This is a genomic window from Kitasatospora sp. NPDC001660 (genome assembly GCF_053596725.1).
The window spans coordinates 87,237-110,633 of sequence record NZ_JBSFGU010000003.1 but is presented as its reverse complement, the minus strand read 5'-3'; the positions used below and the strand labels follow the sequence as shown (position 1 = coordinate 110,633).

Annotated in this window: 18 protein-coding genes and 1 tRNA gene; 7 read left to right on the top strand and 12 right to left on the bottom strand. The window is 69.0% G+C overall.

From position 1 onward, the window contains the following. Nucleotides 1-5 precede the first annotated feature (5 nt). The 3 genes from dnaJ to dnaK all read right to left on the bottom strand — a co-directional run bounded on the left by dnaJ (nucleotide 6) and on the right by dnaK (nucleotide 3,785). Nucleotides 6-1,151 carry a molecular chaperone DnaJ gene (dnaJ, locus tag ACWCXH_RS04115; protein WP_449799754.1) on the bottom strand — a complete coding sequence of 382 codons (1,146 nt, stop codon included), beginning with the start codon at nucleotides 1,149-1,151 and terminating at the stop codon, nucleotides 6-8. Nucleotides 1,152-1,317: 166 nt separating this feature from the next. After that, the gene (gene grpE / locus ACWCXH_RS04110; RefSeq protein WP_449799753.1) at nucleotides 1,318-1,938 is read right to left on the bottom strand and encodes a nucleotide exchange factor GrpE; all 621 of its coding nucleotides are present in this window, start codon (nucleotides 1,936-1,938) and stop codon (nucleotides 1,318-1,320) included. Beyond that, on the bottom strand, nucleotides 1,935-3,785 hold the full coding sequence (gene dnaK, locus ACWCXH_RS04105; protein ID WP_449799752.1) for a molecular chaperone DnaK: 1,851 nt from the start codon (nucleotides 3,783-3,785) through the stop codon (nucleotides 1,935-1,937). The genes grpE and dnaK overlap by 4 nt, the downstream gene beginning before the upstream one ends. Before the next feature lie 294 nt (nucleotides 3,786-4,079). Between dnaK and ACWCXH_RS04100 the strand changes: the two genes are divergently transcribed. The 4 genes from ACWCXH_RS04100 to ACWCXH_RS04085 all read left to right on the top strand — a co-directional run bounded on the left by ACWCXH_RS04100 (nucleotide 4,080) and on the right by ACWCXH_RS04085 (nucleotide 9,827). Continuing rightward, entirely contained in the window at nucleotides 4,080-6,302 is a 2,223-nt protein-coding gene (locus ACWCXH_RS04100; RefSeq protein WP_449799751.1) for a (Fe-S)-binding protein, read from the top strand. 348 nt (nucleotides 6,303-6,650) lie between these two features. Beyond that, a complete protein-coding gene (locus tag ACWCXH_RS04095) occupies nucleotides 6,651-7,799 on the top strand; it encodes a sugar phosphate nucleotidyltransferase (protein WP_449799750.1) in 1,149 nt (382 codons plus the stop codon). 101 nt (nucleotides 7,800-7,900) lie between these two features. Further along, entirely contained in the window at nucleotides 7,901-8,851 is a 951-nt protein-coding gene (locus ACWCXH_RS04090; RefSeq protein WP_449799749.1) for a Yip1 family protein, read from the top strand. Nucleotides 8,852-8,936: 85 nt separating this feature from the next. Beyond that, on the top strand, nucleotides 8,937-9,827 hold the full coding sequence (locus ACWCXH_RS04085) for a metal-dependent hydrolase (RefSeq protein WP_449799748.1): 891 nt from the start codon (nucleotides 8,937-8,939) through the stop codon (nucleotides 9,825-9,827). An 84-nt stretch (nucleotides 9,828-9,911) separates the two neighbouring features. Here the strand turns inward: ACWCXH_RS04085 and dcd are convergent, their stop codons facing one another. Both dcd and ACWCXH_RS04075 read right to left on the bottom strand, forming a co-directional pair. Beyond that, the gene (dcd, locus tag ACWCXH_RS04080; protein ID WP_449799747.1) at nucleotides 9,912-10,487 is read right to left on the bottom strand and encodes a dCTP deaminase; all 576 of its coding nucleotides are present in this window, start codon (nucleotides 10,485-10,487) and stop codon (nucleotides 9,912-9,914) included. 71 nt (nucleotides 10,488-10,558) lie between these two features. Continuing rightward, nucleotides 10,559-10,795 carry a hypothetical protein gene (locus tag ACWCXH_RS04075; RefSeq protein ID WP_449799746.1) on the bottom strand — a complete coding sequence of 79 codons (237 nt, stop codon included), beginning with the start codon at nucleotides 10,793-10,795 and terminating at the stop codon, nucleotides 10,559-10,561. Nucleotides 10,796-11,055: 260 nt separating this feature from the next. Here ACWCXH_RS04075 and ACWCXH_RS04070 point away from each other — a divergent pair. After that, nucleotides 11,056-11,129: transfer RNA gene (locus ACWCXH_RS04070), tRNA-Gly, on the top strand. 644 nt (nucleotides 11,130-11,773) lie between these two features. Here ACWCXH_RS04070 and ACWCXH_RS04065 read toward each other — a convergent pair. The 4 genes from ACWCXH_RS04065 to ACWCXH_RS04050 all read right to left on the bottom strand — a co-directional run bounded on the left by ACWCXH_RS04065 (nucleotide 11,774) and on the right by ACWCXH_RS04050 (nucleotide 16,712). Next, a complete protein-coding gene (locus ACWCXH_RS04065) occupies nucleotides 11,774-13,060 on the bottom strand; it encodes a DNA sulfur modification protein DndB (RefSeq protein ID WP_449799745.1) in 1,287 nt (428 codons plus the stop codon). Between the two features lie 238 nt (nucleotides 13,061-13,298). Continuing rightward, a complete protein-coding gene (locus ACWCXH_RS04060) occupies nucleotides 13,299-15,125 on the bottom strand; it encodes a GmrSD restriction endonuclease domain-containing protein (protein WP_449799744.1) in 1,827 nt (608 codons plus the stop codon). 516 nt (nucleotides 15,126-15,641) lie between these two features. After that, nucleotides 15,642-16,052 (bottom strand): hypothetical protein, encoded by a 411-nt coding sequence (locus ACWCXH_RS04055; protein WP_449799743.1) that lies wholly within the window; start codon nucleotides 16,050-16,052, stop codon nucleotides 15,642-15,644. 63 nt (nucleotides 16,053-16,115) lie between these two features. Further along, nucleotides 16,116-16,712, bottom strand: a complete 597-nt coding sequence (locus tag ACWCXH_RS04050) for an HIT family protein (protein WP_449799742.1) — start codon at nucleotides 16,710-16,712, stop codon at nucleotides 16,116-16,118. Between the two features lie 188 nt (nucleotides 16,713-16,900). On the opposite strand from ACWCXH_RS04050, the gene argS reads away from it, so the two are divergent. Next, nucleotides 16,901-18,664 carry an arginine--tRNA ligase gene (argS, locus tag ACWCXH_RS04045; protein WP_449799741.1) on the top strand — a complete coding sequence of 588 codons (1,764 nt, stop codon included), beginning with the start codon at nucleotides 16,901-16,903 and terminating at the stop codon, nucleotides 18,662-18,664. A gap of 22 nt (nucleotides 18,665-18,686) precedes the next feature. On the opposite strand, the gene ACWCXH_RS04040 is transcribed toward argS, so the two are convergent. The 3 genes from ACWCXH_RS04040 to ACWCXH_RS04030 all read right to left on the bottom strand — a co-directional run bounded on the left by ACWCXH_RS04040 (nucleotide 18,687) and on the right by ACWCXH_RS04030 (nucleotide 22,010). Beyond that, a complete protein-coding gene (locus ACWCXH_RS04040) occupies nucleotides 18,687-19,487 on the bottom strand; it encodes a hypothetical protein (protein WP_449799740.1) in 801 nt (266 codons plus the stop codon). Further along, nucleotides 19,484-20,419 carry a methyltransferase domain-containing protein gene (locus tag ACWCXH_RS04035; RefSeq protein WP_449799739.1) on the bottom strand — a complete coding sequence of 312 codons (936 nt, stop codon included), beginning with the start codon at nucleotides 20,417-20,419 and terminating at the stop codon, nucleotides 19,484-19,486. The genes ACWCXH_RS04040 and ACWCXH_RS04035 overlap by 4 nt, the downstream gene beginning before the upstream one ends. 79 nt (nucleotides 20,420-20,498) lie before the next feature. Continuing rightward, complete coding sequence (locus ACWCXH_RS04030; protein WP_449799738.1) at nucleotides 20,499-22,010, bottom strand: pyridoxal phosphate-dependent decarboxylase family protein; 1,512 nt, start codon at nucleotides 22,008-22,010, stop codon at nucleotides 20,499-20,501. Nucleotides 22,011-22,272: 262 nt separating this feature from the next. Between ACWCXH_RS04030 and ACWCXH_RS04025 the strand changes: the two genes are divergently transcribed. Beyond that, nucleotides 22,273-23,397, top strand: coding sequence for an XRE family transcriptional regulator (locus tag ACWCXH_RS04025; RefSeq protein WP_449799969.1), 1,125 nt, complete (start codon nucleotides 22,273-22,275; stop codon nucleotides 23,395-23,397).

The following is a 23,397-nucleotide window of genomic DNA, read 5'->3' as shown; positions in this document are numbered from 1 at the left end:
GGTCGTCACGCTCCCTTCGCCGCCCGGAACAGGGCGGCTCGCGGGTCGTCGGAGGCGGTGGCCTCGCGGTACTGCTCCAGGGCGGACAGCGCGTCGCCGGTGACGTGCTGCGGCACCACGACCTCGACGGTGACGAGGAGGTCGCCGCGGGTGCCGTCCTTGCGGGTGGCGCCCTTGCCGCGGGCGCGCATGGTGAGGCCGTTGGCGCTGCCCGGGGGCAGCTTGAGCTTCACGGCCGGGCCGTTCAGCGTGGGCACCTCGATGGTGCCGCCCAGCGCGGCCTCGGGAAAGGTGACCGGGACGGTGACGGTGAGGTTGTCGCCCTTGCGGCCGAAGACGGGGTGCGCGTCGACGTGCACGGTGACGTAGAGGTCGCCGGGCTGGCCGCCGCGTTCGCCCTGGGCGCCCTTGCCCTTGAGCCGGATGCGCTGGGCGTCCTGGACGCCGGCCGGGATGCGGACCTGCATGGTGCGGGCGGAGCTGGCCCGGCCGCTGCCGTGGCAGTCGGTGCAGGGGTCGTCGACGATCATGCCGCGGCCCTTGCAGTCCTTGCAGGGCTCGGAGAGCGCGAACGCGCCCTGGCCGCGGCTGACGGTGCCGGCGCCGACGCAGGTCGGGCAGACCCGCGGGGTGGTGCCGGACTTGGCGCCGGTGCCATTGCAGACGCGGCAGGGGGCCTGGCTGGTCATCCGCAGCGGGACGGTCGCGCCGTCGACGGCCTCCTCGAAGGAGAGGGTGACCTCGGTCTCGACGTCGGCGCCGCGCCGGGGCTGGGCCTGCCGGCCGCCGCGGTTGAAGAGGCCGCCGAAGACGTCGCCGATGCCGCCGCTGCCGCCCTGGCTGCCGCTGAAGAGGTCGCCGAAGTCGAAGCTGTAGCTGCCGGTGCCGGGCCCGCCGGAGCGGAAGCCGCCGTTGGCGAAGAGGCTGCGGGCCTCGTCGTACTCCTTGCGGCGCTTCTCGTCGGACAGGACGTCGTACGCCTCGGAGATGTCCTTGAAGCGCTCCTCGGCCTTGGCGTCGCCCTTGTTGGCGTCCGGGTGGAACTCGCGCGCCAGCTTCCGGTAGGTCTTCTTGATCTCGGTGGCGGTGGCGTCCTTGGGCACGCCGAGGACCTTGTAATAGTCCTTCTCGACAAAGTCCTTGCCACTCATGGCTTCCGCCACCTCCCGATGTCCATCGTCACTGCGTTGTCAACAGCCCGGTCGCGCAGGCCTGTTGCCGACAGCGCGCTGCGGAGCCGGCCGCCGTACTTGCCGGCGTACGACTCCGCAGCGCGCTGGTTGTCAGCTGTGACAGGCTGTCACCTGTCGCAGGTTGTCAGCTGTCCGCGCCACCGTCGGCCTTGTCCGACTTGTCGGACTTGGCGGCGTCGGTGTCCGGCCCGGACGTGGTCTGGGTGCCCGGCTGGGGCTCCGCGACCGCGACCATCGCCGGGCGGATGATCCGCTCGCCGATCCGGTAGCCGGGCTGGAGGATCTGCACGCAGGTGTCCTCGGTGACGTCCGAGGAGTAGCTGTGCATCAGCGCCTCGTGCATGGTCGGGTCGAAGGGCTCGCCCTCCTTGCCGAACTGCTGGAGGCCCAGCTTGGCGACGACCGTCTCCAGCGACTCGGCGACGGACTTGAAGCCGCCGGTGACCTCGCCGTGCTCGCGGGCGCGGCCGATGTCGTCCAGGACCGGGATCAGGGACTCCAGGATGTTGGAGACCGCGATCTCGCGGACCGTCAGCCGGTCGCGCTCGACCCGCTTGCGGTAGTTCTGGTACTCGGCCTGGAGGCGCTGGAGGTCCGCGGTGCGCTCGGTGGCCTCGCGCTTGGCGGCGGCCAGCTCGGCCGACGCGTCGCCGGAGCCGGCGGCGGCCTCCTCGGCGGCCTTGATCACGGCCTCCTCGGCGGCGGAGTCGTCGCCGGACTTGCCGCCCTGCGGCTTGTCCGTCATGCCGCACCGCCCTTGGGCTTGTCGTGCTTCTCCTCGTCCACGATCTCGGCGTCGACGACGTCGTCGTCCTTGCCGTGGGCGGCGGAGTCGCCGGCGGGGGCGGCACCGGCGGCGTCGGCGTTGGCGTAGAGGGCCTGGCCGAGCTTCTGCGCGGTGGTGGAGACCTTCTCCGAGGCCTCGCGGATCTTCGCGATGTCCTCGCCCTTCAGGGCCTCCTTGAGCTCGCCGATGGCGGACTCGACCTCGGTCTTGACGTCGGCCGGGAGCTTGTCGGCGTTGTCGGCGATGAACTTCTCGGTCGAGTAGACGAGCTGCTCGGCGGAGTTGCGGGTCTCGACGGACTCGCGGCGCTTGTGGTCCTCGTCCGCGTACTGCTCGGCCTCGCGGCGCATGCGGTCGACCTCGTCCTTCGGCAGCGAGGAGCCGCCGGTGACGGTCATCTTCTGCTCCTTGCCGGTGCCGAGGTCCTTCGCGGCCACGTGCATGATGCCGTTGGCGTCGATGTCGAAGGTGACCTCGATCTGCGGCAGGCCGCGCGGCGCCGGCGGCAGGCCGGTCAGCTCGAACATGCCGAGCTTCTTGTTGTACGCGGCGATCTCGCGCTCGCCCTGGTAGACCTGGATCTGCACGGACGGCTGGTTGTCCTCGGCCGTGGTGAAGATCTCCGAGCGCTTGGTCGGGATCGTGGTGTTGCGCTCGATCAGCTTGGTCATGATGCCGCCCTTGGTCTCGATGCCGAGGGACAGCGGGGTGACGTCGAGCAGGAGGACGTCCTTGACCTCGCCCTTGAGGACACCGGCCTGGAGCGAGGCGCCGATGGCGACGACCTCGTCCGGGTTGACGCCCTTGTTGGCGTCCTTGCCGCCGGTCAGCTCCTTGACGAGCTCGGCGACGGCCGGCATGCGGGTCGAGCCGCCGACGAGGACGACGTGGTCGATCTCGGAGAGCGAGATGCCGGCGTCCTTGATCACGTTGTGGAACGGGATCTTGCAGCGCTCGAGCAGGTCGGCGGTGAGCTGCTGGAACTGGGCGCGGGTGAGCTTCTCGTCCAGGTGCAGCGGGCCCTCGGCGGAGGCCGTGATGTAGGGCAGGTTGATCGAGGTCTCGGAGGACGAGGACAGCTCGATCTTGGCCTTCTCGGCGGCCTCGCGCAGACGCTGCACGGCCATCTTGTCCTTGGACAGGTCGACACCGTGGCCGGACTGGAACACCTTGACCAGGTGGTCGACGATGCGCTGGTCCCAGTCGTCACCACCGAGGTGGTTGTCACCGTTGGTGGCCTTCACCTCGACGACCCCGTCGCCGATCTCCAGCAGGGAGACGTCGAAGGTGCCGCCGCCGAGGTCGAAGACCAGGATGGTCTGGTCGTCCTTGTCCAGGCCGTAGGCGAGGGCGGCCGCGGTCGGCTCGTTGACGATGCGCAGGACGTTGAGGCCCGCGATCTCACCGGCCTCCTTGGTGGCCTGGCGCTCGGAGTCGTTGAAGTAGGCCGGGACGGTGATGACCGCGTCGGTGACGGTCTCGCCCAGGTAGGCCTCCGCGTCGCGCTTCAGCTTCTGCAGGATGAAGGCGCTGATCTGCTGCGGGTTGAAGTCCTTGCCGTCCAGGTTGATCTTCCACCCGGTGCCCATGTGGCGCTTGACCGAGCGGATGGTGCGGTCGACGTTGGTGACCGCCTGGCGCTTGGCCACCTCGCCGACCAGGACCTCGCCGTTCTTCGCGAAGGCGACGACGGACGGCGTGGTCCGCGCGCCCTCGGCGTTCGTGATGACGGTGGGCTCGCCACCCTCCAGAACGCTGACGACCGAGTTCGTCGTGCCGAGGTCGATGCCGACCGCGCGTGCCATCGTAGATACCTCCACGGAAGAGTTGAGCTTTACGGGCTCAAGGATGCATGACCCACCGGACCGCGTCAACAGCTATGAGTCCGTAGCACTCAACTTTGCTGATGCCGGTCATCCCGGGCGGGGTGGCGGGGGTGGAGTTACGTGACTGCCGCCATACCTTGAGAATCTTCTGGAGAACTGTTGACGAGCGGTAATGTCCGGGCCGTCGGCCCGGCAAGTTACCGACGAGTACACTCCCTTGGTAAAGACGTAGAACCCGGACTGCTCAACCGCAAGCCGCAGGAGACGGAGCCGATGCAGCTAGCAGCGATCGTCATCTCGCTGGTCACGTTCGTGATCGGCACCGCGCTCGCCCTTCGTGCGGCGTGGCACATCTTCAAGGTGGTGCTGACCGGCGCGCCGGACACCACGCGCTTCGGCAAGCCCGCCCGGCGCGTGAAGACCGTCGCGGTCGAGTTCATCGGCCACACCAGGATGAACCGCTGGGGGATCGTCGGCATCGCCCACTGGTTCGTCGCGGTCGGCTTCTTCAGCCTGGTCCTGACCATCGTCAACGCGATGGGCCAGCTCTTCGACGCCGAGTTCGAGCTGCCGATCATCGGCCACTGGATGATCTGGCAGCTCTTCGTCGAACTGGTCGGCACGCTCACCACGCTGGGCATCCTGACCCTGATGGTGATCCGGCTGATGAGCCTGCCGTCGAGGTCCGGCCGCAAGTCCCGCTTCGCCGGCTCGATCGCCTGGCAGGCCTTCTACGTCGAGTACACGATCCTCGGCATCGGCCTGTGCATCCTGATGCTGCGCGCCCTGGAGGGCGCCCTCAACGGCGTCGACTCGTACGGCCCGGCGCACCTCGTCTCGTACCCGATCGTCTCCGCGCTGAGCGGCCTGTCGCACGGCACGCTGGAGAACCTGATCTGGCTGTTCGCGACGCTGAAGATCTCCATCTCCTTCGCCTGGGCCATCACCATCGGCCTCAACCCCTCGATGGGCGTGGCCTGGCACCGCTTCCTCGGCTTCTTCAACATCTACTTCAAGCGCGAGGAGGACGGCGGCACCGCGCTCGGCGCCCTCCGTCCGATGACCAGCAACGGCCGGCCGATCGACTTCGAGGACCCGGCCGACGACGCCGTCTTCGGCGTCTCCCAGGTCGAGCACTTCTCCTGGAAGGGCATCCTCGACTTCTCCACCTGCACCGAGTGCGGCCGCTGCCAGTCGCAGTGCCCGGCCTGGAACACCGGCAAGCCGCTGTCGCCGAAGCTGCTCATCATGAGCCTGCGCGAGCACGCCTACGGCAAGGCGCCGTACCTGCTGGCCGGTGGCGGCAAGTCCGTCGAAGGCGAGGAGCGGGCAACGGCCGAACAGCTCAAGGACGTCCCGGCGGGCGCCCTCGCCGAGGCCGAGCGCCCGCTGATCGGCACCGCCGAGGAGAACGGCGTCATCGACCCGGACGTGCTGTGGTCCTGCACCACCTGCGGCGCCTGCGTCGAGCAGTGCCCGGTGGACATCGAGCACATCGACCACATCGTCGACATGCGCCGCTACCAGGTGATGATCGAGTCCTCGTTCCCGACCGAGGCCGGGACGATGCTCAAGAACCTGGAGAACAAGGGCAACCCGTGGGGCATGGCCACCAAGGCCCGCCTGGACTGGGTCAAGGAGCTCAAGAAGGAGACCGGCATCGAGGTGCCGGTGATCGGCGAGGACATCGACCCGGCCGAGGTCGAGTACCTCTACTGGGTCGGCTGCGCCGGCGCCCTGGAGGACCGCGCCAAGAAGACCACCAAGGCCTTCGCCGAGCTGCTGCACACCGCGGGCGTGAAGTTCGCGATCCTCGGCAAGGAGGAGTCCTGCACCGGTGACTCCGCCCGCCGCCTGGGCAACGAGTTCCTCTTCCAGATGCTCGGCGCGCAGAACGTCGAGACGCTGAACGCGGCCCTGGAGGACGCCCCGGTCAAGCGGATCGTCGCCACCTGCCCGCACTGCTTCAACACCATCGCCAACGAGTACCCGCAGCTGGGCGGCCACTTCGAGGTCATCCACCACACCCAGCTGCTGCAGCACCTGATCGACGAGGGCAAGCTCGTCCCGGTCAACCCGGTCGAGGGCCTGATCACCTACCACGACCCCTGCTACCTGGGCCGCCACAACAAGGTCTACAGCCCGCCGCGCGAGATCATGGACAAGGTCCCGGGTCTGCGCCAGCAGGAGATGCACCGGCACAAGGAGCGCGGCTTCTGCTGCGGCGCCGGCGGTGCGCGCATGTGGATGGAGGAGCGCATCGGCAAGCGGATCAACACCGAGCGCGTGGACGAGGCGCTGTCGCTCAACCCGGACATCGTCTCCACGGCCTGCCCGTTCTGCCTGGTGATGCTCTCCGACTCGGTCAACGGCAAGAAGAACGAGGGCGCGGCCAAGGAGCACCTGAAGGTGGTCGACGTGGCCCAGCTGCTGCTCGACTCGGTCAAGGCGACCCCGCCGGCCGGGGCCGAGGAGCCCGCGACGGTGGACGCGTAGCGTCTTCGGTCGACGGTTGCGCTGTTCGACAGTTCTGCTACAAGTGCCCGGCCCGGCGGACGCCCTCGTGGTGTCCGCCGGGCCGGGCTTTCGGGGCTTCGGCGGGACCGTCCCCGTCCCCGGGCCGCGGGCGAGTGACGCCAATCGCACAGCCGCCGGACTGGCATTCGGTTGGAAGGAAATACAGTAGGCCAGACCGGCCCGCGGGCCGGTCGACCCGTTCCGGACGGCTGTGACGACGGATGGCCGACGGCCGGACGACAAATGGACGGACGGGTCCACACGAACGACCGAGGTATCGGCCCGCCGGGCCGGGCCGCAGAGACCACAAGGGGAACAGCGCAGACCATGACCGAGGCGATCATGCTGGTCGGTGGTAAGGGCACGCGACTGCGTCCGCTGACCACCCACACCCCCAAGCCCATGCTGCCGGTGGCAGGCGTCCCGTTCATCGCGCACCAGCTGGCCCGCGCCGCGGCCGCCGGGGTCACCCGCGTGGTGCTCGCCACCTCCTACCTCGCCGAGGTCTTCGAGGACCACTTCCAGGACGGCACCCCGTACGGCATCGAGCTGGTCTACCTGACCGAGCGCGAGCCGCTCGGCACCGGCGGCGCCATCCGCAACGCCGCCTCCGGGCTCACCTGCGGCCCGGACGAGCCGGTCCTGGTCTTCAACGGCGACATCCTGTCCGGCGTCGACATCGCCGCCCTGCGCGACGGCCACGTGGCCGCCGGGGCCGACGTCACCCTGCACCTCACCCGGGTGGAGGACCCGCGCGCCTTCGGCCTCGTGCCGACCGACGCGGACGGGCGGGTGCTGGAGTTCCTGGAGAAGCCGGAGACGCCGGAGCAGATCGTCACCGACCAGATCAACGCCGGCTGCTACGTCTTCACCCGGTCCGTCATCGACCGCATCCCGGCCGGCCGGGAGGTGTCCGTCGAGCGCGAGACCTTCCCCGAGCTGCTGGCCACCGGCGCGCTGCTGCGCGGCGTCGTCGACACCTCGTACTGGCTGGACCTCGGGACCCCGGGCGCGTTCGTCCGCGGCTCGGCCGACCTGGTCCTCGGCAAGGTCGACTCCCCGGCCGTCCCCGGCCCGACCGGCGACGCCCTGCTGCTGCCCGGCGCGACCGTCCACCCCGGCGCGGTGCTCAGCGGTGGCTCCGTGGTCTCCGAGGGCGCGGTGGTCGAGGCCGGCGCGATCGTCGAGGGCAGCGTCATCCTGCCGGGCGCGGTGATCGGCCCGGGCACCCTGGTCAAGGACTCCATCGTGGGCGCCTTCGCCACCGTCGGCGACCGCTCGGCGCTGGACGGCGCGGTGATCGGCGACGGCGCGATCGTCGAGTCCGACAACGAGCTGCCGAGCGGCATCCGGATCGCCTGCGGCACGCTGCTGCCGGTCGGCGCGGTCCGCACCTCGGCCGGCCCGGGCGGCTGCCCGGCCGGCGCCTCCGCCGCGGCGGCCGTCCACGGGCCGACCGTCACCGCGCAGCGCTAGGGGCCCGGCTTTTCGGACCCGTTCGTCTCAGGCTCGCTGCAAACCGGCCCCGGCTCCGTCCGGGACGGACGCGGACTGGGCCGGACGGGTACCTTCGGAACGTGGCTGGTAATCGATACGACAGCGGTCAGGGCGCCGACCCCCACGGCGGGTGGTCGGCCCCTCCGCCACCGGCGGGGGCGCCCGGGGGGCACGGGCAGACGGACGGGCCGGAGTACTTCACGGCCCCGCACCAGGGGGTCGCTCCGCACGGACCGGGCGGCGGCCCGGCCGGTTACGACCCGTACGCCGCCGACCGGCCCGGGAACACCCGGGCCTTCCCGACCGGCGGCGACTCGTACGCGGCGCAGCCCCCGTACCAGGACTACCCGACGCAGGGGTACGAGGAGCCGGGCTACTACGACCAGGGGTACGACCAGGGCGGCGGGTACCCCCAGCAGCCGCACTACGGTCAGGACAACGTCGCCGTCTACCGGGCCGGCGGCCAGTCCTCACCGCATGTCCGCGGGCCGCGCCCGCACTGGCGCGAGCTGCTGCTCGGCATCGTCCGCGCCCCGGCCGCGACCTTCGACCGCACCCGCGACCACCAGGTCTGGCTCCCCGCCCTCACCGTCTCGCTCCTCTACGGCGCGCTCGCGGTGCTCGGCATCGGCCTGACCCACAACGACATCGTCAACTCGACCTTCACCGTCGCGCTGACCGGGATGGCCGCCGCCGCGGTCGGCTTCACCGTCACCGGCGCGATCTTCGGCGCGGTCACCTACGCGCTGGCCCGCCAGCTCGGCGGGGACGGCCCCTGGAAGTCGACGGTCGGCCTGGCCGCGCTGATCGGCTGGCTGACCGACGCGCCCCGGCTGCTGCTCGCCCTGGTGCTGCCCTCCGGCAGCGCGGTCGTGCAGGTCGTCGGCTGGACCACCTGGGCGTTCTGCGCGTTCCTGCTGACCACGATGGTCCGCCGGGTGCACGACCTGCCCTGGGGCAAGGCGGCGGGCGCCGCGGCGGTCCAGCTGCTCGCGCTGCTGGTCCTGATCAAGCTGCCGACCCTGGGCTGAACACCGGACGGCACAATGGTGGACGGGTCCCGCGCGTGCCGGGGCCCGTCCACCCTCTGTCGACCGACGTCCACCGGAGCCAGGCATGACCCTCCCCACCACCCACGTCAGCTTCCCGGCCGGGGCGGTGACCGGCGAGTCCCCGGTGCTCGCGGTGCACCCGCTGGCCGACGGCCGGTACGCCGTCGTCACCGCGGCGACCCCGTTCCACCCGCTCGACCACACCTGGCCCGACCAGCCCGCCGACCTCGGCACGCTCACCGTGGACGGCGCCGAGCTGGCCGTCGTCGACTGCCTGACCGGGGCGGTCGGCCCGGACGGCGGGGCACCGCTGGTCGGCGCCGACATCCCGGTCCGGCGCGGCGACGAGGAGTGGGCGTGGCTCGTCCTGCACGTCGTCGGCACCGACCCGGGCGACATCGTCGGCCGGAGCGCCGTGCTCGCCGTCGACGCCGAGCGCCGGGCCGCCCTCAGTGCCTCGCACAGCGGCTGCCACCTGCTCGCCCTCGCCCTCAACGCCGCGCTCGCCGCGCGCTGGCGCAAGGACCCGGGCCGCTCCGACGCCTTCGGCCACCCGGACTTCGACAGCCTCGCGATGGCCACCTCGGTGATGGACACCGAGGCCAGCACCGACACCTACCGGCTCGGCAAGTCGCTCAAGAAGAAGGGCTTCACGGTCGACGCCACCGACGACCTCCCCGCCCTCGCCGACGCCCTGCCCGCCCTCACCGAGGCCGTCAACGCGCAGCTGGCCGCCTGGGTCGCCGCCGACGCCGCCGTCCTCATCGAGGTGCCGGGCCCCGAGCTCACCGCCCGCCGCCAGTGGCACTGCGAGCTGCCGGAGGGCGGCGCGCAGATCTTCTGCGGCGGCACCCACCTGCACCACCTCGGCGAGCTGGCCGAGCTCCGCACCGAGCTGCGGCTCTCCGAGGACGGCACCGAGCTCGTCGCCGTCACCCGCCCGAAGCGGGCCTGACGGGCCTGACGGGCCTGGGAAGCGCCGCGGGCGGCCACCCTCGTGTCGAGGGCGGCCGCCCGCCGTGCGTGCACTCTGCTGCGGTCAGACCTCGGTGCGGTGGAAGTTCAGGTACGAGCGCGACGGCGTCGGGCCGCGCTGGCCCTGGTAGCGCGAGCCGTAGCGCTCCGAGCCGTACGGGTGCTCCGACGGCGAGGACAGCCGGAACATGCAGAGCTGCCCGATCTTCATCCCGGGGTACAGCTTGATCGGCAGCGTCGCGACGTTCGACAGCTCCAGCGTGACGTGGCCGCTGAAGCCGGGGTCGATGAAGCCGGCCGTCGAGTGCGTCAGCAGGCCCAGGCGGCCGAGGCTCGACTTGCCCTCCAGCCGGGAGGCGACGTCCTCGGGCAGGGTGATGACCTCGTACGTCGAGGCCAGCACGAACTCGCCCGGGTGCAGGATGAACGCCTCGTCGCCATCGGGCTCGACCAGCCGGGTGAGGTCCGGCTGCTCCTCGGAGGGGTCGATGTGCGGGTACTTGTGGTTCTCGAACACGCGGAAGAAGCGGTCGAGTCGCACGTCGATACTGGAGGGCTGGATCATCGCCGGGTCGAACGGGTCGATGACGACCCGGCCCAGGTCGATTTCGGTCCGGATGTCCTTGTCAGAGAGCAGCACGCTTCGAGGTTACGTGCACGACAGGGCCCCGGACGAATCCGCCCGGGGCCCCTTCCGTCCCGCGCCGGCCGTCAGGCCAGGAACTCAGCGGCCTCCAGCCGCATCGCCCGGGCCAGTTGCGGAGCGGACAGCTCCTGCACGTCGGCCGGCACCGAACTCCTCAGCCGTCCGCACTGCGGACAGCGGATCAGCCGGCCGGGCCCCAGCCGGCCGGGTCCGAGGTTCTGCATCGGGAACGTGGTGGTGCTGAACAGGTGCCCCTCGGCACAACGAACGACGGTGCGCTGCTCCATCGATCCCCTTCCCATCCCTAACCCAGTACTCACCCGTACTCGTCGCGCCCCGGGAACAGGCCTCGGGACAGCGTCACATTAGGGGATGTTCCGGACATTCCACACCGTGGCTCGCCGCCCCGACCCCGCCTGCCGGAGCACTCTCACGCGGCCCAAACAGTACGCCCCCCGCCCCCACCCCGGCCCGCTCCGCCACGTCCCCCGGCCACCCGTGCAAGCGGTGTCACGCATGGGGTACAGTGAAGGCGATCGAGCGGTCACTGACGGCTCGTCAGGCGGGCGTAGTTTAATGGTAGAACATGAGCTTCCCAAGCTTAGAGCGCGAGTTCGATTCTCGTCGCCCGCTCCAGATCAAAGCCGCAGGTCAGCGACCTGCGGCTTTCGTGTTGTCTGGACCAATTCGGCTCTGCCGTGCCAGATCCGTGCCAGAAGGTCGCTGGGGCCGGCGTCTGAGCGGCGGATTTCGGTTCGCGGGTTGCGCCCTCTATGCGGGCGAGGGCTGGTTGTCTCGGAGGGCGAGATCTATTTTGTGTGGTTTGAGGCACGCGCTCTGCTGATTCACGGTGGAGGGAGGTTGCTCGTCGAACAGAGCGAGCGGCCAGGCCCACTGTTGATGCTCGACAACTCGCCTGTCCCGCGGGACTGCCGGGGGCCGTCGTCAGCCGGCGGTGCCGAGGGATGCGGCGAGGCGGGCGTCCCGTTCGGGAGAGAGCCCGAAGCGGGCGGTGCGCGGGCCGTGAGTGCCGCTGCAGCGCAGGACCTGCCTGGTCTCGGTGACGGAGTCACCTCTGGGAGGGGAGCCGGATCCTTCGAGGCACCAGGTCTCGCCACTCCAGAAGGGGCGATCAAGCAGGGCCTCGGCGAGGGCAGGCGTGGAAGCGCCGACTGCGGCGCGGCCACCCGGTCGACCAAGATCCGTAAGTCCGCCGTGTGAAAATGGCGGCCCCCTCCCCAATTGAGATGGGGAGGGGCGCCTGTGCGGGGCGGCCAGTGTTACAGGGCGCTCGGGGCCTTCTTGTACCAGCCGGTGATGGTGGCGGTCAGCTGCACGATGTTCTGGGTGCGCATGATGGGCGCCTTGGCGTTCGGCTCGAAGTGCTCGTTAGCCGCGGAGGTGCGCCAGATGCTGGACTCGGCTACTGGGGCGGCCATGTGACGATCAAGCTTCTTGAAGAACTCCTGGATGTCGCCGTCCTCGACGCCGTCGTCCTTCAGGTTGCGATAGACGCCACCCAGGACCCGAAGCATGCCGACCGAGCCGAGGAGGGAGTTCTTCCGCAACTCCATGGCCTTGGTGGGCTCAGGCACCGGCTCGCCCTTCTTGGGCTTCTCGGCCAGGGAGGCGCGGTAGTTGTCGCTGTCCTCCTCGGTAACGGCGGCGAGGCCTTCAAAGGCCGTCGAGATGACGTCGAGGAAGCCGCGGACGTTCTCGATGACCTCCTGGTCGGTGAGGGCCTCGACCTTCTTGTTCGCGCGCCCGCCGGGGCCGGCGATGACGGCGCGGGTAATGTCGGCGACGTGTTTGGCGCCAATGAGGTTGCGGTTGGCGTCAGTCATGCGGTCCCGCTCGATGTCGACCTTCCCGTTGAGCATCGGGTGGGTGACGATGTCGGAGAGGGTGCGGTTGGCGATGCGAGAGGTATCGAAGCGGGCGCGGACGGCGCCCGAGATGCCCTTGGCGTTGTCGGCGACGTCGACGAACATCTGCTGGCCCTGAACGGCGTCCAGCTCCACGTAGATGTCGATGCCGACATACTCGTTCTTGAGTCGCTCCATGCGCGCCATGGTGACGGCGCGCTCCTCCTCCAGCTTGGCCTTGCGGGCGTCGTTGGCGCGGTAGAGCTCCCGCTCGATGCGGGTGATTTCGTCGGTGAGGTGCTTCTTCTCCAGATGGACGCCGAGGATGCGGTGCTGACCGTCGATGGTGATGAGCCGGCCGATGCCGCCGATCGCCCAGGGGACGATGAGGTAGCCGACACTGCCATCCTCACTCAGCAGCTCGAATCGGCATGAACCGGCGTCGCGGACCAGGAGAGCCGGGGCGACCCAGTTGGGGTTGTCGGCGAGGTACTGACCGAAGCCCTTGGCGTGGCGGAGGTCCACGCGGCGGTTGTCCGGGTCGACCTTGTCGGGGTCGGGGACGGGGAGGATGACCGACAACTCGGCCAGGGGCACGCGCGTGCTGTAGACGGTTCGGCCGCCCTGTGTGGTGCGGATCGCGAGGTATGTGGACTCCTGGCGCGTCAGGCTCAGGCGTGCAGGGTCGACGGCGATGTTCATGGACATGCCCTTTCTGTGACAGACGCGGGTTTCTGTCACGAAGGAGGCGACCGTAGCAACATTACTGACTAATCATCAAAATAGGTTGTAAATCCATGAGTTAGATGCATAATCCGTCACGCAGCGCACCGCCTGCGCTTCCGGACTGGACCGAGAGACACCCGGGGCGACCAGCTCAGGTGCTGCTCGAACCCCGGGATGGTCTCGGGCGAGATGTCGCCAGGGCGCTTGCCGGCGGTCAGTCTTCGTCGCCCTCGTCCACCGGATCGGTGGTGGGGTACCCGTCCTCGGCGACGACCGCCTTGCCTGTGGCCTTCTCGATCGCCTCGACCAGGGCCCGCTGTCGGGCGTCGAAGAAGCCCGCGAAGTCATTCTTGGCGAGCAGCGCGGGATCAGCCAGGTGGGTGCGGATGTGGTCGGCCACGGTGTCCGCCTCCACCTCGGCGTTCTTGGCGAGCCTGGGGAGGTAGGAGGAGGGCGCTGCCCCGCCGATGATTCGGTTGGTGCGTCCGGTCAGCGGGGTCTTGTTGACGATCGAGTTGTAGCTGCCCCGGGCGATGTTCTCCCGCTCGCACCACGCCTTCGGGAAGATGTGGTGGATGTCCACGGCCTCCGCGAAGTACTCAGTGATCTCGGTCTTCTCACCAGTCCGCCAGTCGACGGCGCCTTCCTTCATCAGCAGGGCGTAGATCCCCTTGTAGGCGGCGCTGTTGCGGGTACGCAATGTCAGCAGGCGGCTCTCGCTGAACCGGGCGTCGCGGATGGTGCGAGGTTCGGCCCCCGTGCCGCGCACCCAGCCCACGGTCTCGGGGAGGTCATGGCTGAACCTGGTCTCCGTCGAGCCGCCGTACAGCTCGCCGAACACACCGCACCAGTACCAACGGGCCAGCTTCTGCTGTGCACCGGCCGGTTCGGCATGCTCGCCGAGCACGCTGAGGATCGCGGCGAGCGGGATCAGCTGGGTGCCGTAGGGCAGGAACTTGGTGTCGAAGAGGTACTGCTGACGGAGGAACTTGGCGGCGTCCTTGAAGCCTTGGACGACCAGTGGCGCGAAGCGGCGGTACTCGTCCAGACCCAGTTCCAGCATGTCCTTGCGCTTGCAGCCGATCCGGGGCAGACGTTCCTCGTCGACCCCGACGGCAGCCGCCTCGGCTCGCCGGGCGGCCGTCGCCATCAGCGTTACGGCCTGCAGGAAGTCGGTGTTGGAAACCTCCTTGAGGACGCGGTACTCCGGCGCTTTCCACGTGGCCCGGACCACGTTGTCCCAGTGGCCGCGCAGGTCGAACTCGTCGGCGGCGTATGTGGCGGTGAGCAGCTCGAAGACAGTGAGGGTGACGCCGCCGGTGTTGACCTTCTCGAAGACTTGGCAAACAGCCTGACGCTCGGTCTGCTTTCCGAGTTCGATAACCGGCACCTGGTAGAGCTCGAAGGGGCGGACGAAAGCCTCCTCGAAGTCCCGCCACCACTTGCGGCCGTCCTCACCCCGCGCCTTCCAGTAGTCCTCGTAGCCGTAGCTCCAGTCGCGGTTGGCGAAGAGCTGGGAGAGTGGGAAGAGCCGGGCCGCGTACTCCTTCTCCGGGGTCGAGCAGTCCTCGATGGGATCGCCCCGGAAGCTGCGGACCACCCGGTCCGCCGGCAACAGGCGGATGGCGTCCTCACGGTCCAGCTGGGGGTCGAGGGCCTTGACCATGTCGACGTAGAACCAGCCGGAGATCCGCTGCTTGCGTTGGTTCTGTGTCTCGACCGGCTTACCGAGCATGAGCGACTGGAAGAGCGAGGTCATCCGCTGCTGGCCATCGAGGATCAGGGTGTCCGGTTCGGCGCCCGGGGGCGGGGTGGCGCCCTCAACCGGGCGGCACTTGAAACGTACGTCACCGCCGGTCTGCAGCAACATGAGGGTGCCGACCGGGTATCCACGAGAGATCGACGCGAGCAGGCCGATGATGTTGTGGTCCGGCCACACCCAGCCGCGTTGGAACTCCGGCAGCTGAGCTTCGCCCTCGGCCACCCGCCGCAGCAGTTTGACCAGCTGGATCTTGTCGATCCCAAATGCTTGCTCCGTCACGGCCCGTCCCCTCCTCGACGCTGAACGCTGCCGAGAGGTTATCGGGTGGCCGTGTGACCACGAGGTCAGTTCTGAAACTGAACATGCCTTGGCAGCGATCACCGCTATTTGCTCTTTGGCCAGGTTTTTGAGGAAAGCCAAACGCGACTGGACTGGCTACCCCGGGGCGCCGACTCGCGATCGCCGCTGAGCCGCCTCAGTCGCGCCGGAGGGCAGCATCGTGATCGACATCACGGATGGCCTGGCGTCACTGCCGGGCGAGCAGCGGTAGCGGTTTGAGCGTTCCGAGACACGGCTGATCGAGTTCCTGGATCGACAGGCCGGAGGCGGCAGGACGTAGCCGTGTCTGGACGCTCCGGCTTCTCCTTCGTGCGCAAGCGAGCCCCCTTTTCGACTGACGCTCCGTGACCACTCCAGACGGCCTGGGCCAGAACCACTTCAAGCCGACAAGGGCAAGTCGGCGCCTGCCTCCGTTCTTCCCAAGGGGCCGGCGCGCTGCGTCGGCTCGATATCGATTCACGGTTGTCCCGGGCCCAGGTGGCCGGACCAGGGGCAACCGTGTCGGGGAACGCTATGCCCGGCGAGGTACGTCCGCGGTCGTATCGAGGCCGGCTGCTGGCGGCCGGTGCAGATGTCGACGACGGCAGCACTGATGCCGTTGGAGATCTTGGTTTGTTGCTCAGCCGTGCCGCTGTGCGTCAGTCCCTGGTCGGAGCCGCCGCCGAGGAGGAGTTCCTGCGCCGCCTCGCCGAGCACGGCATCAGGACCAGCACCCGACGCGCGCCCTCCGGCGACGCCATCGGCTACAAGTTCGCACTCCCCGGCGACCGCGACGCCAAGAACGAGCCCGTCTGGTTGGCTCGATGTCGTCTTCGGCGATCGGGAACACTCCCGGCCAGCAGCGTCTTGTGCGCGCTTCAGACCCATAGCGGCTCTATGCCCGCGTGTGAACCTGAACGAGGCCGTACTTTCCGCTGGTTCGGATGGTGCTCACGGTGCATCGGGTGGGCGTACTGCCGCTGCTGGGCAGCAGGTCGTCGACATACCCGCTACTGGTGCTCCGAGGCCGACGGCTATGGGCCGAGACGGGACGTCTGGCCCCCCGAGTCCATCAGCGCATTGCGCCAGTAGCCCGCGGAGAGCATCGGCATCCGCGCGGAATCGGTGATCCGCTGGATGGCTCGGCCGGAGGAAGGACGTGGGGAGTGGCGATCCTGGCGCCGGATCGTCGTCGTACCTGGGGATGATGTGGACGTGCAGGTGGGGCACCGAGTTTCCCAGCACCTCATAGTTCATCTTGACGGGCTTGAAGTGGCTCTCGACCGCCCGCGCGGCCAGGAGCATCTCACGGAAGAAGCCAGCGGCCTCGTCCTCGTCGAGTTGGGTCGGCTCGGCGATGTGGGGTCCGTTCCAGATCGCCATGGCGTAGCCAGGAAGGGCCGCCCGGTTCAGGTAGACGTCGGCGAATGTCCCGTGCAGGATCCGGCGGCCATGGCCGTTGTCCTCCACCCCTCGGGTGGCGCACATGGCACAGTCGAGACCGGCCTTCCGGTCCTCCCAGTCTGCCGGCCACGTCGACGTAGTCATGATCCTTGGATAGCGCCCGAGGGCTCGTCCTGCACCTTGAGTGCGCCAAGGCGGACTCGGCCGCATGGGCCGTAGGTCGGTACCAGCTGTCCATGGCCTCAAAATCACACGGCCACGCTCCGTCATCACCTCTACTATTTAAGCAAGTTGGCAGCCGATTGTCCGTTTGCGCCGGAGAGGGAATCCCAGTGACTGAGGTAATTGCAGCGATCAGCCTTGCGGAGCAAGCCGTGTCGGCCGCCATGGCCCGCGTCCTGCCGCCTGAGCTGTCCGAGCGAGACCCTCTCGTCCGACCCTCCGAACACGCCGACTTCCAGTCGAACGTCGCCCTGTCGCTGGCCAAGCAGGCCGGACGCCCGCCGCGGGACCTGGCGCAGGCACTCCAGGGCGAGCTGGACGGCGGCCTGATCTCGTCGAGCTTGTCCGGCCCCGGGTTCCTCAACCTGACGGTGGCGGACTCGCAGCTCTGGGGACAGGTCGAGGCCCGGCTCGCGGACCACCGGCTGGGCATCGGCCTGCCGCTGGCCGGTACGCGCACCGTCATCGACTACTCGGCGCCGAACATCGCCAAGGAGATGCACGTCGGCCACCTGCGGACGACCGTGATCGGTGACTCGCTCGTCCGGGTGCTGACCTTCCTCGGTGGCGACGTCGTCCGGCAGAACCACCTGGGTGACTGGGGAACCCAGTTCGGCATGCTGATCCAGTACATCGATGAGCACCCCGAAGCACAGTGGCGGAGCGGCGCCGGGGGTGTTGACGCCGGCGAGCAGGTCTCCGTGCTGGACGGCCTGTACCGGGCGGCGCGGCAGAAGTTCGACGCCGATCCCGAGTTCGTCGAGCGTGCCCGGCAGCGGGTGGTGGCCCTGCAAGGCGGCGACGAGACCACGCTGGCCGTGTGGCGCGAGCTGGTCGCGGTGTCCACCCAGGCCTTCCAGCAGCTCTACGACCGGCTCGGAGTCCTGCTTACCGAGCAGGACTCCGCCGGTGAGTCGACGTACAACCCCTTCCTGGACGAGGTCGTCGAGGAACTGGTCGAGGCCGGCATCGCGGTCGACAGCGACGGCGCGCTGTGCGTGTTCTTCGATGACGTGACCGGCCCGGACGGCGAGCCGGCGCCGCTGATCGTTCGGAAGAAGGACGGCGGCTACGGCTACGCGGCCACCGACTTGGCCACCATTCGCCACCGGATCCGGAAGCTCGAAGCGGACCGGATCCTGTACGTCGTCGACGCCAGGCAGTCCCTGCACTTCCAGATGGTCTTCGCCACCGCCCGCCGGGCCGGCTGGCTCACCGACGACGTCGAGGCCGTCCACGTGCCGTTCGGTACCGTGATGGGCCCCGGCGGGACCCCGTTCAAGACCCGCTCCGGTGGCACGGTGCGGCTGTCGGAGCTGCTGGACGCGGCGGTCGAGGGCGCCCGGGAGGCGATGGCCGACAAGCCGCACGACCTGACCGGCGACGCGATGGAGAAGGTGATCCAGGCTGCCGGGATCGGCGCGGTCAAGTACGCCGACCTGTCGACGTCGCGCGCGAAGAACTACGTCTTCGACATCGCCCAGATGGTCTCGCTCCAGGGCAACACCGGCGTCTACATGCAGTACGCTCACGCCCGGGTCCGGACCATCCTCAGCAAGGCCCCGAAGGAGGCCCTGGAGCAGCCGGTCGACGCCTCGCTGCCGCTGCACCCCGCGGAGCGCGCGCTGATCCTTCTGCTGGACGGCTTCGACGCCACCGTTCGCGAGGTCGCCCAGGAGCTGGAGCCGCACCGGCTGTGCGGGTACCTGTTCTCCCTGGCGAAGGCCCTCACGGACTTCTACGGCGCCTGCCCGGTCCTCAAGGCGGAGACGCCGGCCATGCGGGCGAACCGGGTGGCCCTGTGCCGTCTGACCGCGCAGACGCTGGCCCGGGGCTTGGACCTGCTCGGCCTCCAGGCCCCGGACCGGATGTAGCAGGTGGCCCCCGGTGGGCGGATTACGCGCCCACCGGGGGCTCGCGCAGCGCCCTCAGCAGCCGTCGGCGCTGGTCGCCGTCTTGCCGCAGGTGGATGCCGTCCCGCGTGTTGATGGCACCGTCGGCCACGAGCGGGCTCATGCCGCGCTGCAGTAAGGAGAACAGCGCCGGGGATCGGCCCACCGCCTCGTCGTAGCCGAGGTGGTCCTCGCCGCACACACCGCCGGGATCTCCCGTCAGCGCGCGTAAGACGTCATGGACTGTGAGTTCCTCGTCCTCCTTGACCAGGGACAGGGCGAGCAGGGCGACGGACCGCTCGGCGCGGTTGCGATGCCTCTCGTACGCTGCGGTGTCGCCGCCCAGGAAGACGTGCGGAACCGTGAGCGCGTTGAGGACCAGCCGGAGCTTGAAGAGCCGGGAATCGAGGAACCAGGGCTCCGCAACCACGGGATCCACTGTCACCTCGCCCTCTGGTGTCACGGCGAAGCCTCCGAGGGTGATGGCCTCCTCGACCTCGTACACGGTGGCGTAGAGCTTGCTGGCGTAGGAGACCTCCTGGTCCAGGGCGAGCCCATGCTGCCGGTGGAGTTCGATGACGTCGCGGGTGAGCGCCCGTAACCGTTCGGAGGGCAGAACCTCGAAGCCAACGAAGAGGAGGTCGAGATCAGACGAGGCGTGCGCACTGCCATCGGCGTGCGACCCGTAGGCCAGTCCATAGCCGTCGGCACCGACGTACTCGGCGCGGAGCACGGCCGCGGTCCCGAAGACGTCGTAGGGGGTTTTGTTGTGCTGCCGGGGGAGCAGGCGGTCGCCGGCGTTCACGCGGCCTTCGCCCGGTTGCGCGGAACGTGGCGATCGGCCGGGCCGGCCCAGAAGTCGATCACGTAAGCGCCGGTGGGGATGAAGACCTTGCCAGACGGCTGGGTGTGGGCGTCCACGAAGGCACTGATCTCGCGGTGCACGTGCGGGTCGTCCATCAGCACCGGCAGGGACTTCATGTGGACGGTGGCGAACCATGCGCGGGCGGCCTCCGGGCTGGGCGCGACGGCGATCCCGCCGAGCCGGGAGTAGTGCAGTCGTCCCTCGCCGTGTGCCTCCGCGTCCTGGAGTTCCTCGAGGAGGATCTCGCGGGTGTAACCGCGTCCGGTTCCGGGGAACGGTGCGACCTTCTCCCAGGCCCTGGTGACCAACTGCTGCTCGGGGGTCTCGGAGTCGAAGAACAGGGCCAGCAGGTGCCCGCTCGGCGCGAGCAGACGGAGGGTGTCGCGGATCAGACCGCCTGCCTCCCGGCGCCCCTGCGCGAGGTCGACTCGGGGCACGATGCCGTCGGAGCCCAGTTCCTCGAAGTAGTCCATCAGCGGATAGCTCAGCGACCAGAACGCACCGACGACGTCGAAGGAGCCGGCCAGGTCCTCGTCGAGCATCTGGCGGACAGAGAACTTGGTCTCCTGCTGTAGTGCCTCGGCCCTGGGGTAGCGGGCCTGGAAGGTGTCGACCATGGACCGGCTGTAGTCGCTGGCGCGCAGGTGCCGTGCGTACGGGGCGAGGCAGGCCGTGACGCGACCGGTACCGCAGCCGAGTTCGGCGACGGACAGGTCGGGCGCGTCTCCGGGGCGGCCGTAGTGGCGCTCCATCAGCTGGCCGATGAGCTCAGTGTCCTCGACGCCGTCGAAGTAGTGGGGGAGGAGGAGCTGGTCGTAGAGGCCGGGAACCTGATAGATCTCCCGGAACAAGGACTGGGGTGCTGCGGACATGGTGGTGCCCCTTCTCGGTTGGGAGGAGTGCGCGCCGCCGCCGGTGCGGCGGCGCGCAGGCTGACGACCGCCGGGAGTGCTACTCGCAGTCGCGCCCGAGTGCGGTGACATGGTCGAGCACGCCGGTGAGGTGGTGCTCCTCGATCCGCAGGTTCTGGCCCATGAACCTGAGCGGGTACAGGGTCGCGCCGCGGCGGAAGGTCCCCCTGTCGGGGAGGCTGAACTGGTGTAGGTGCCAGGTGCCTTCGGCGAGCATGCGGTCATGGATGGCCTGGTTGACCTTGTTGATCCGATCGACGTCGGGGGCCGTCAGGTCCACATCGGCGGGGACGTACATGAACGCCACCGCCGTCAGGTCGGGGTCGTTCAGGCGCACGAGCCTGGGCGAGGCGTCCACCAGCTCCGTGAACCGCCTCGTCGTGTCCAGCCGCCGTTCGACCATGGCCGCGAGCCCGGACCGGCCGTACGCCTTGAGCATCATCCAGAGCTTGAGCGACATCCACGCCTTCGAACCGATGAAGGGCGTGGTCTGACCGATCGCGAAGTCCTCCTGCATGATCAGGTCCGAGTAGCTCGCGACCATCCTCATGTGCGCCGGGTCGCGCACCAGCAGCGCGCTGAGCGCGTACGGGATACCCATGACCTTGTGCGGGTCCACCGTGATGCTGTCGAAGCCCCCGATCCCGTCGATCTTGTGGCTGAGCTCGTCCGTCAGCGCACACGCGAGGCCCCAGCACGCGTCCGCGTGCAGCCAGACGCTCTCGTCGACCGAGCGCACCAGGTCGTGTACCGCGCGGAGGTTCTCGATGGTGTGGGTGCGACTGTCGCCGGCGTACGTGACGACCGCCATCACCGCGCCAACCTCCTGACGGAGCGTGCGCTCCAGCGCCCGTAGGTCGTAGCGGAAGTCGACGGTGTCGACCTCGACCAGCCGCGAGCCGCAGCCGATCCACGCCATGGCGCTCTTGACGCTGTAGTGGCCGATCCCGCGCGGCACCACGATGGACAGCTTGGAAGGGTCGGTGATCCCGTGCTCCATGGTGCCCGGTGCGCGGTGCTCCCTGGCGAGCATCATCGCGATGGTGTTGCTGAGCGTGCCGCCGTGGGTGACGCACCCGCCGATGTCCCAGATCGACTCGGTCCTCTCCACCGGGGAGTTGCGGTATCCGAGCAGCTCACGCAGCCAGCGCAGCACCGCGATCTCGACAAAGGTGCCGCTCGGGGAGTCGAAGCTCTGGTTGATCAGGTTCTGCTGGGTGAACAGGGAGAGGAGGCCACCGCAGAGGGCCGCCACGTCATCGCCCGTGTCGCCGAACCCGAGGAAGAAGGGACTGTTCTCGTTCTTGCAGTCGGGCAGCACGTCGCGGACGAACTCGTCGAGTACCACCTCGAGCGTGCTGCCTTCCTCCGGCAGCGGGACGAGCAGCGTGTCCCTCAGTTCGAACGGCTGGCGGCGTGCCTGGAAAACGGAGTCCTGGAGCTTGAAGTCGAGGCCCAGGTCGATAAGGCGGGTGAACACGCCGAGCAGCTCCTCGCGGTGCTCGGCCGTGAGATGGCGCGGCGACTGATCCAGGACAAGCGGTGCGGTCATCGTGGCCTCCAGTGATGCAACGTCACATGCCTGCGAGCCGGCGGCTGGATGCGGCCTGCCCTGCTGCCGCCAGCCGCTCGAATCGGAGCGAACTCTCCCCGGACGGGAGGCGCGACGATTAGCGTGGGAACCATGAGAGTTGACCGGCGGCCCGGCCGGTAGCCAACGGGCCTTAACGTCACGGGGTTAACCCCTGGCGACCTGCGCCGATACGCCCGAGGTATGGCACCGATGGCGGCACGATCTCAAGGTGGGGGCGACGGTGTCAGCTCGGCTCAGGCAGGCGCGCAAGACACACGGCTGGTCGCAGGAGCGGCTCGTCCACGAGATCGAGCGTTACGCCCGGCAGCACAGCCTCGACGTGGCTTCGACGGCGAGTCTGCGTGTCTACGTGTCGGAGTGGGAGAACGGCCGGCGCCCGATCGGCCAGCTGTACGCGGCCGTACTTCGCGCCCTCCTCGGGCTCACCAATCGTGAACTTCTCGGCCGGACGACATCGGCCGAGACCGTCACCGGCTACGACGAACTGATCGGCCGCATCGACTCGGCCCACAACCTGAGTCTCGGCATGGTCGAGACGTTCATGGCTCAGACCGAGCTGCTGCGTACCGTCGACCGTCAGATGGGTGCCGCCGCCCTGGTGGACCAGATGCAGGCCCATCTGACGGCTCTGGAGGAGTGTCTGACCTTCGCCGTGCTGCCGAGTACCCGGGAGCCGATTGCGCGAGCACTTGCCGGGGCAGCCACGCTCGGTGCATGGCAGGCACTCGACGTGGGCGCCACCGAGCGGGCCTGGCGGCACTACGAGCTGGGCAAGCGGGCCGCCGCCGAGGCGAAGGAGCCGATGTACCTGGCTCACGCCATGGCGGAGCAGGCCTACGTCCTGTCCGCAGCCGGCAAGTCGGACCTGGCCGTGCAGCTCGTACAGGAGGCACATCGGACAGTCGGCAGCAAGGCGTCGCCGCGCTTGCTGGCATGGCTGCACGCCGCCGAAGCCGAACTCCTGGCTCAGGCTGGCCGTCCGGACGACTGCCGCCGATCACTGGACCGAGCAGCCGCCATCCTCCCGCCCGGGGATACCGACCGCGATCCCGACATGCTGAGCATTTTCCTCAACGGCAATCACCTCACCCGGTGGCGCGGCAATGTGCTCGCCCGACTCGGCGACGACGCCGCGATGAGCGACCTGTACGACGCGCTCGCAGGCATGGACGCGACGTTCACCCGGGCCACAGCCGGCCTGCACTGCGACCTCGCGCAGGCCCATCTCGCGCGCGAGGAACAGGAACAGGCCATGAACCACTTACGAAAGGCCCGACTCCTTGCCAACCGCACGGGTTCCGCCCGTCACCGGGCGCGCATCGACCAGTTGGGCACCAAGTTCTGA

Excerpts from the sequence above, each read along its gene's own strand:
- dnaJ (WP_449799754.1), bottom strand. The coding sequence starts at position 1,151 with ATGAGTGGCAAGGACTTTGTCGAGAAGGACTATTACAAGGTCCTCGGC.
- grpE (WP_449799753.1), bottom strand. The coding sequence starts at position 1,938 with ATGACGGACAAGCCGCAGGGCGGCAAGTCCGGCGACGACTCCGCCGCC.
- dnaK (WP_449799752.1), bottom strand. The coding sequence starts at position 3,785 with ATGGCACGCGCGGTCGGCATCGACCTCGGCACGACGAACTCGGTCGTC.
- ACWCXH_RS04100 (WP_449799751.1), top strand. The coding sequence starts at position 4,080 with ATGCAGCTAGCAGCGATCGTCATCTCGCTGGTCACGTTCGTGATCGGC.
- ACWCXH_RS04095 (WP_449799750.1), top strand. The coding sequence starts at position 6,651 with ATGACCGAGGCGATCATGCTGGTCGGTGGTAAGGGCACGCGACTGCGT.
- ACWCXH_RS04085 (WP_449799748.1), top strand. The coding sequence starts at position 8,937 with ATGACCCTCCCCACCACCCACGTCAGCTTCCCGGCCGGGGCGGTGACC.
- ACWCXH_RS04075 (WP_449799746.1), bottom strand. The coding sequence starts at position 10,795 with ATGGGAAGGGGATCGATGGAGCAGCGCACCGTCGTTCGTTGTGCCGAG.
- ACWCXH_RS04065 (WP_449799745.1), bottom strand. The coding sequence starts at position 13,060 with ATGAACATCGCCGTCGACCCTGCACGCCTGAGCCTGACGCGCCAGGAG.
- ACWCXH_RS04055 (WP_449799743.1), bottom strand. The coding sequence starts at position 16,052 with ATGGGTCTGAAGCGCGCACAAGACGCTGCTGGCCGGGAGTGTTCCCGA.
- ACWCXH_RS04050 (WP_449799742.1), bottom strand. The coding sequence starts at position 16,712 with ATGACTACGTCGACGTGGCCGGCAGACTGGGAGGACCGGAAGGCCGGT.
- ACWCXH_RS04035 (WP_449799739.1), bottom strand. The coding sequence starts at position 20,419 with ATGTCCGCAGCACCCCAGTCCTTGTTCCGGGAGATCTATCAGGTTCCC.
- ACWCXH_RS04030 (WP_449799738.1), bottom strand. The coding sequence starts at position 22,010 with ATGACCGCACCGCTTGTCCTGGATCAGTCGCCGCGCCATCTCACGGCC.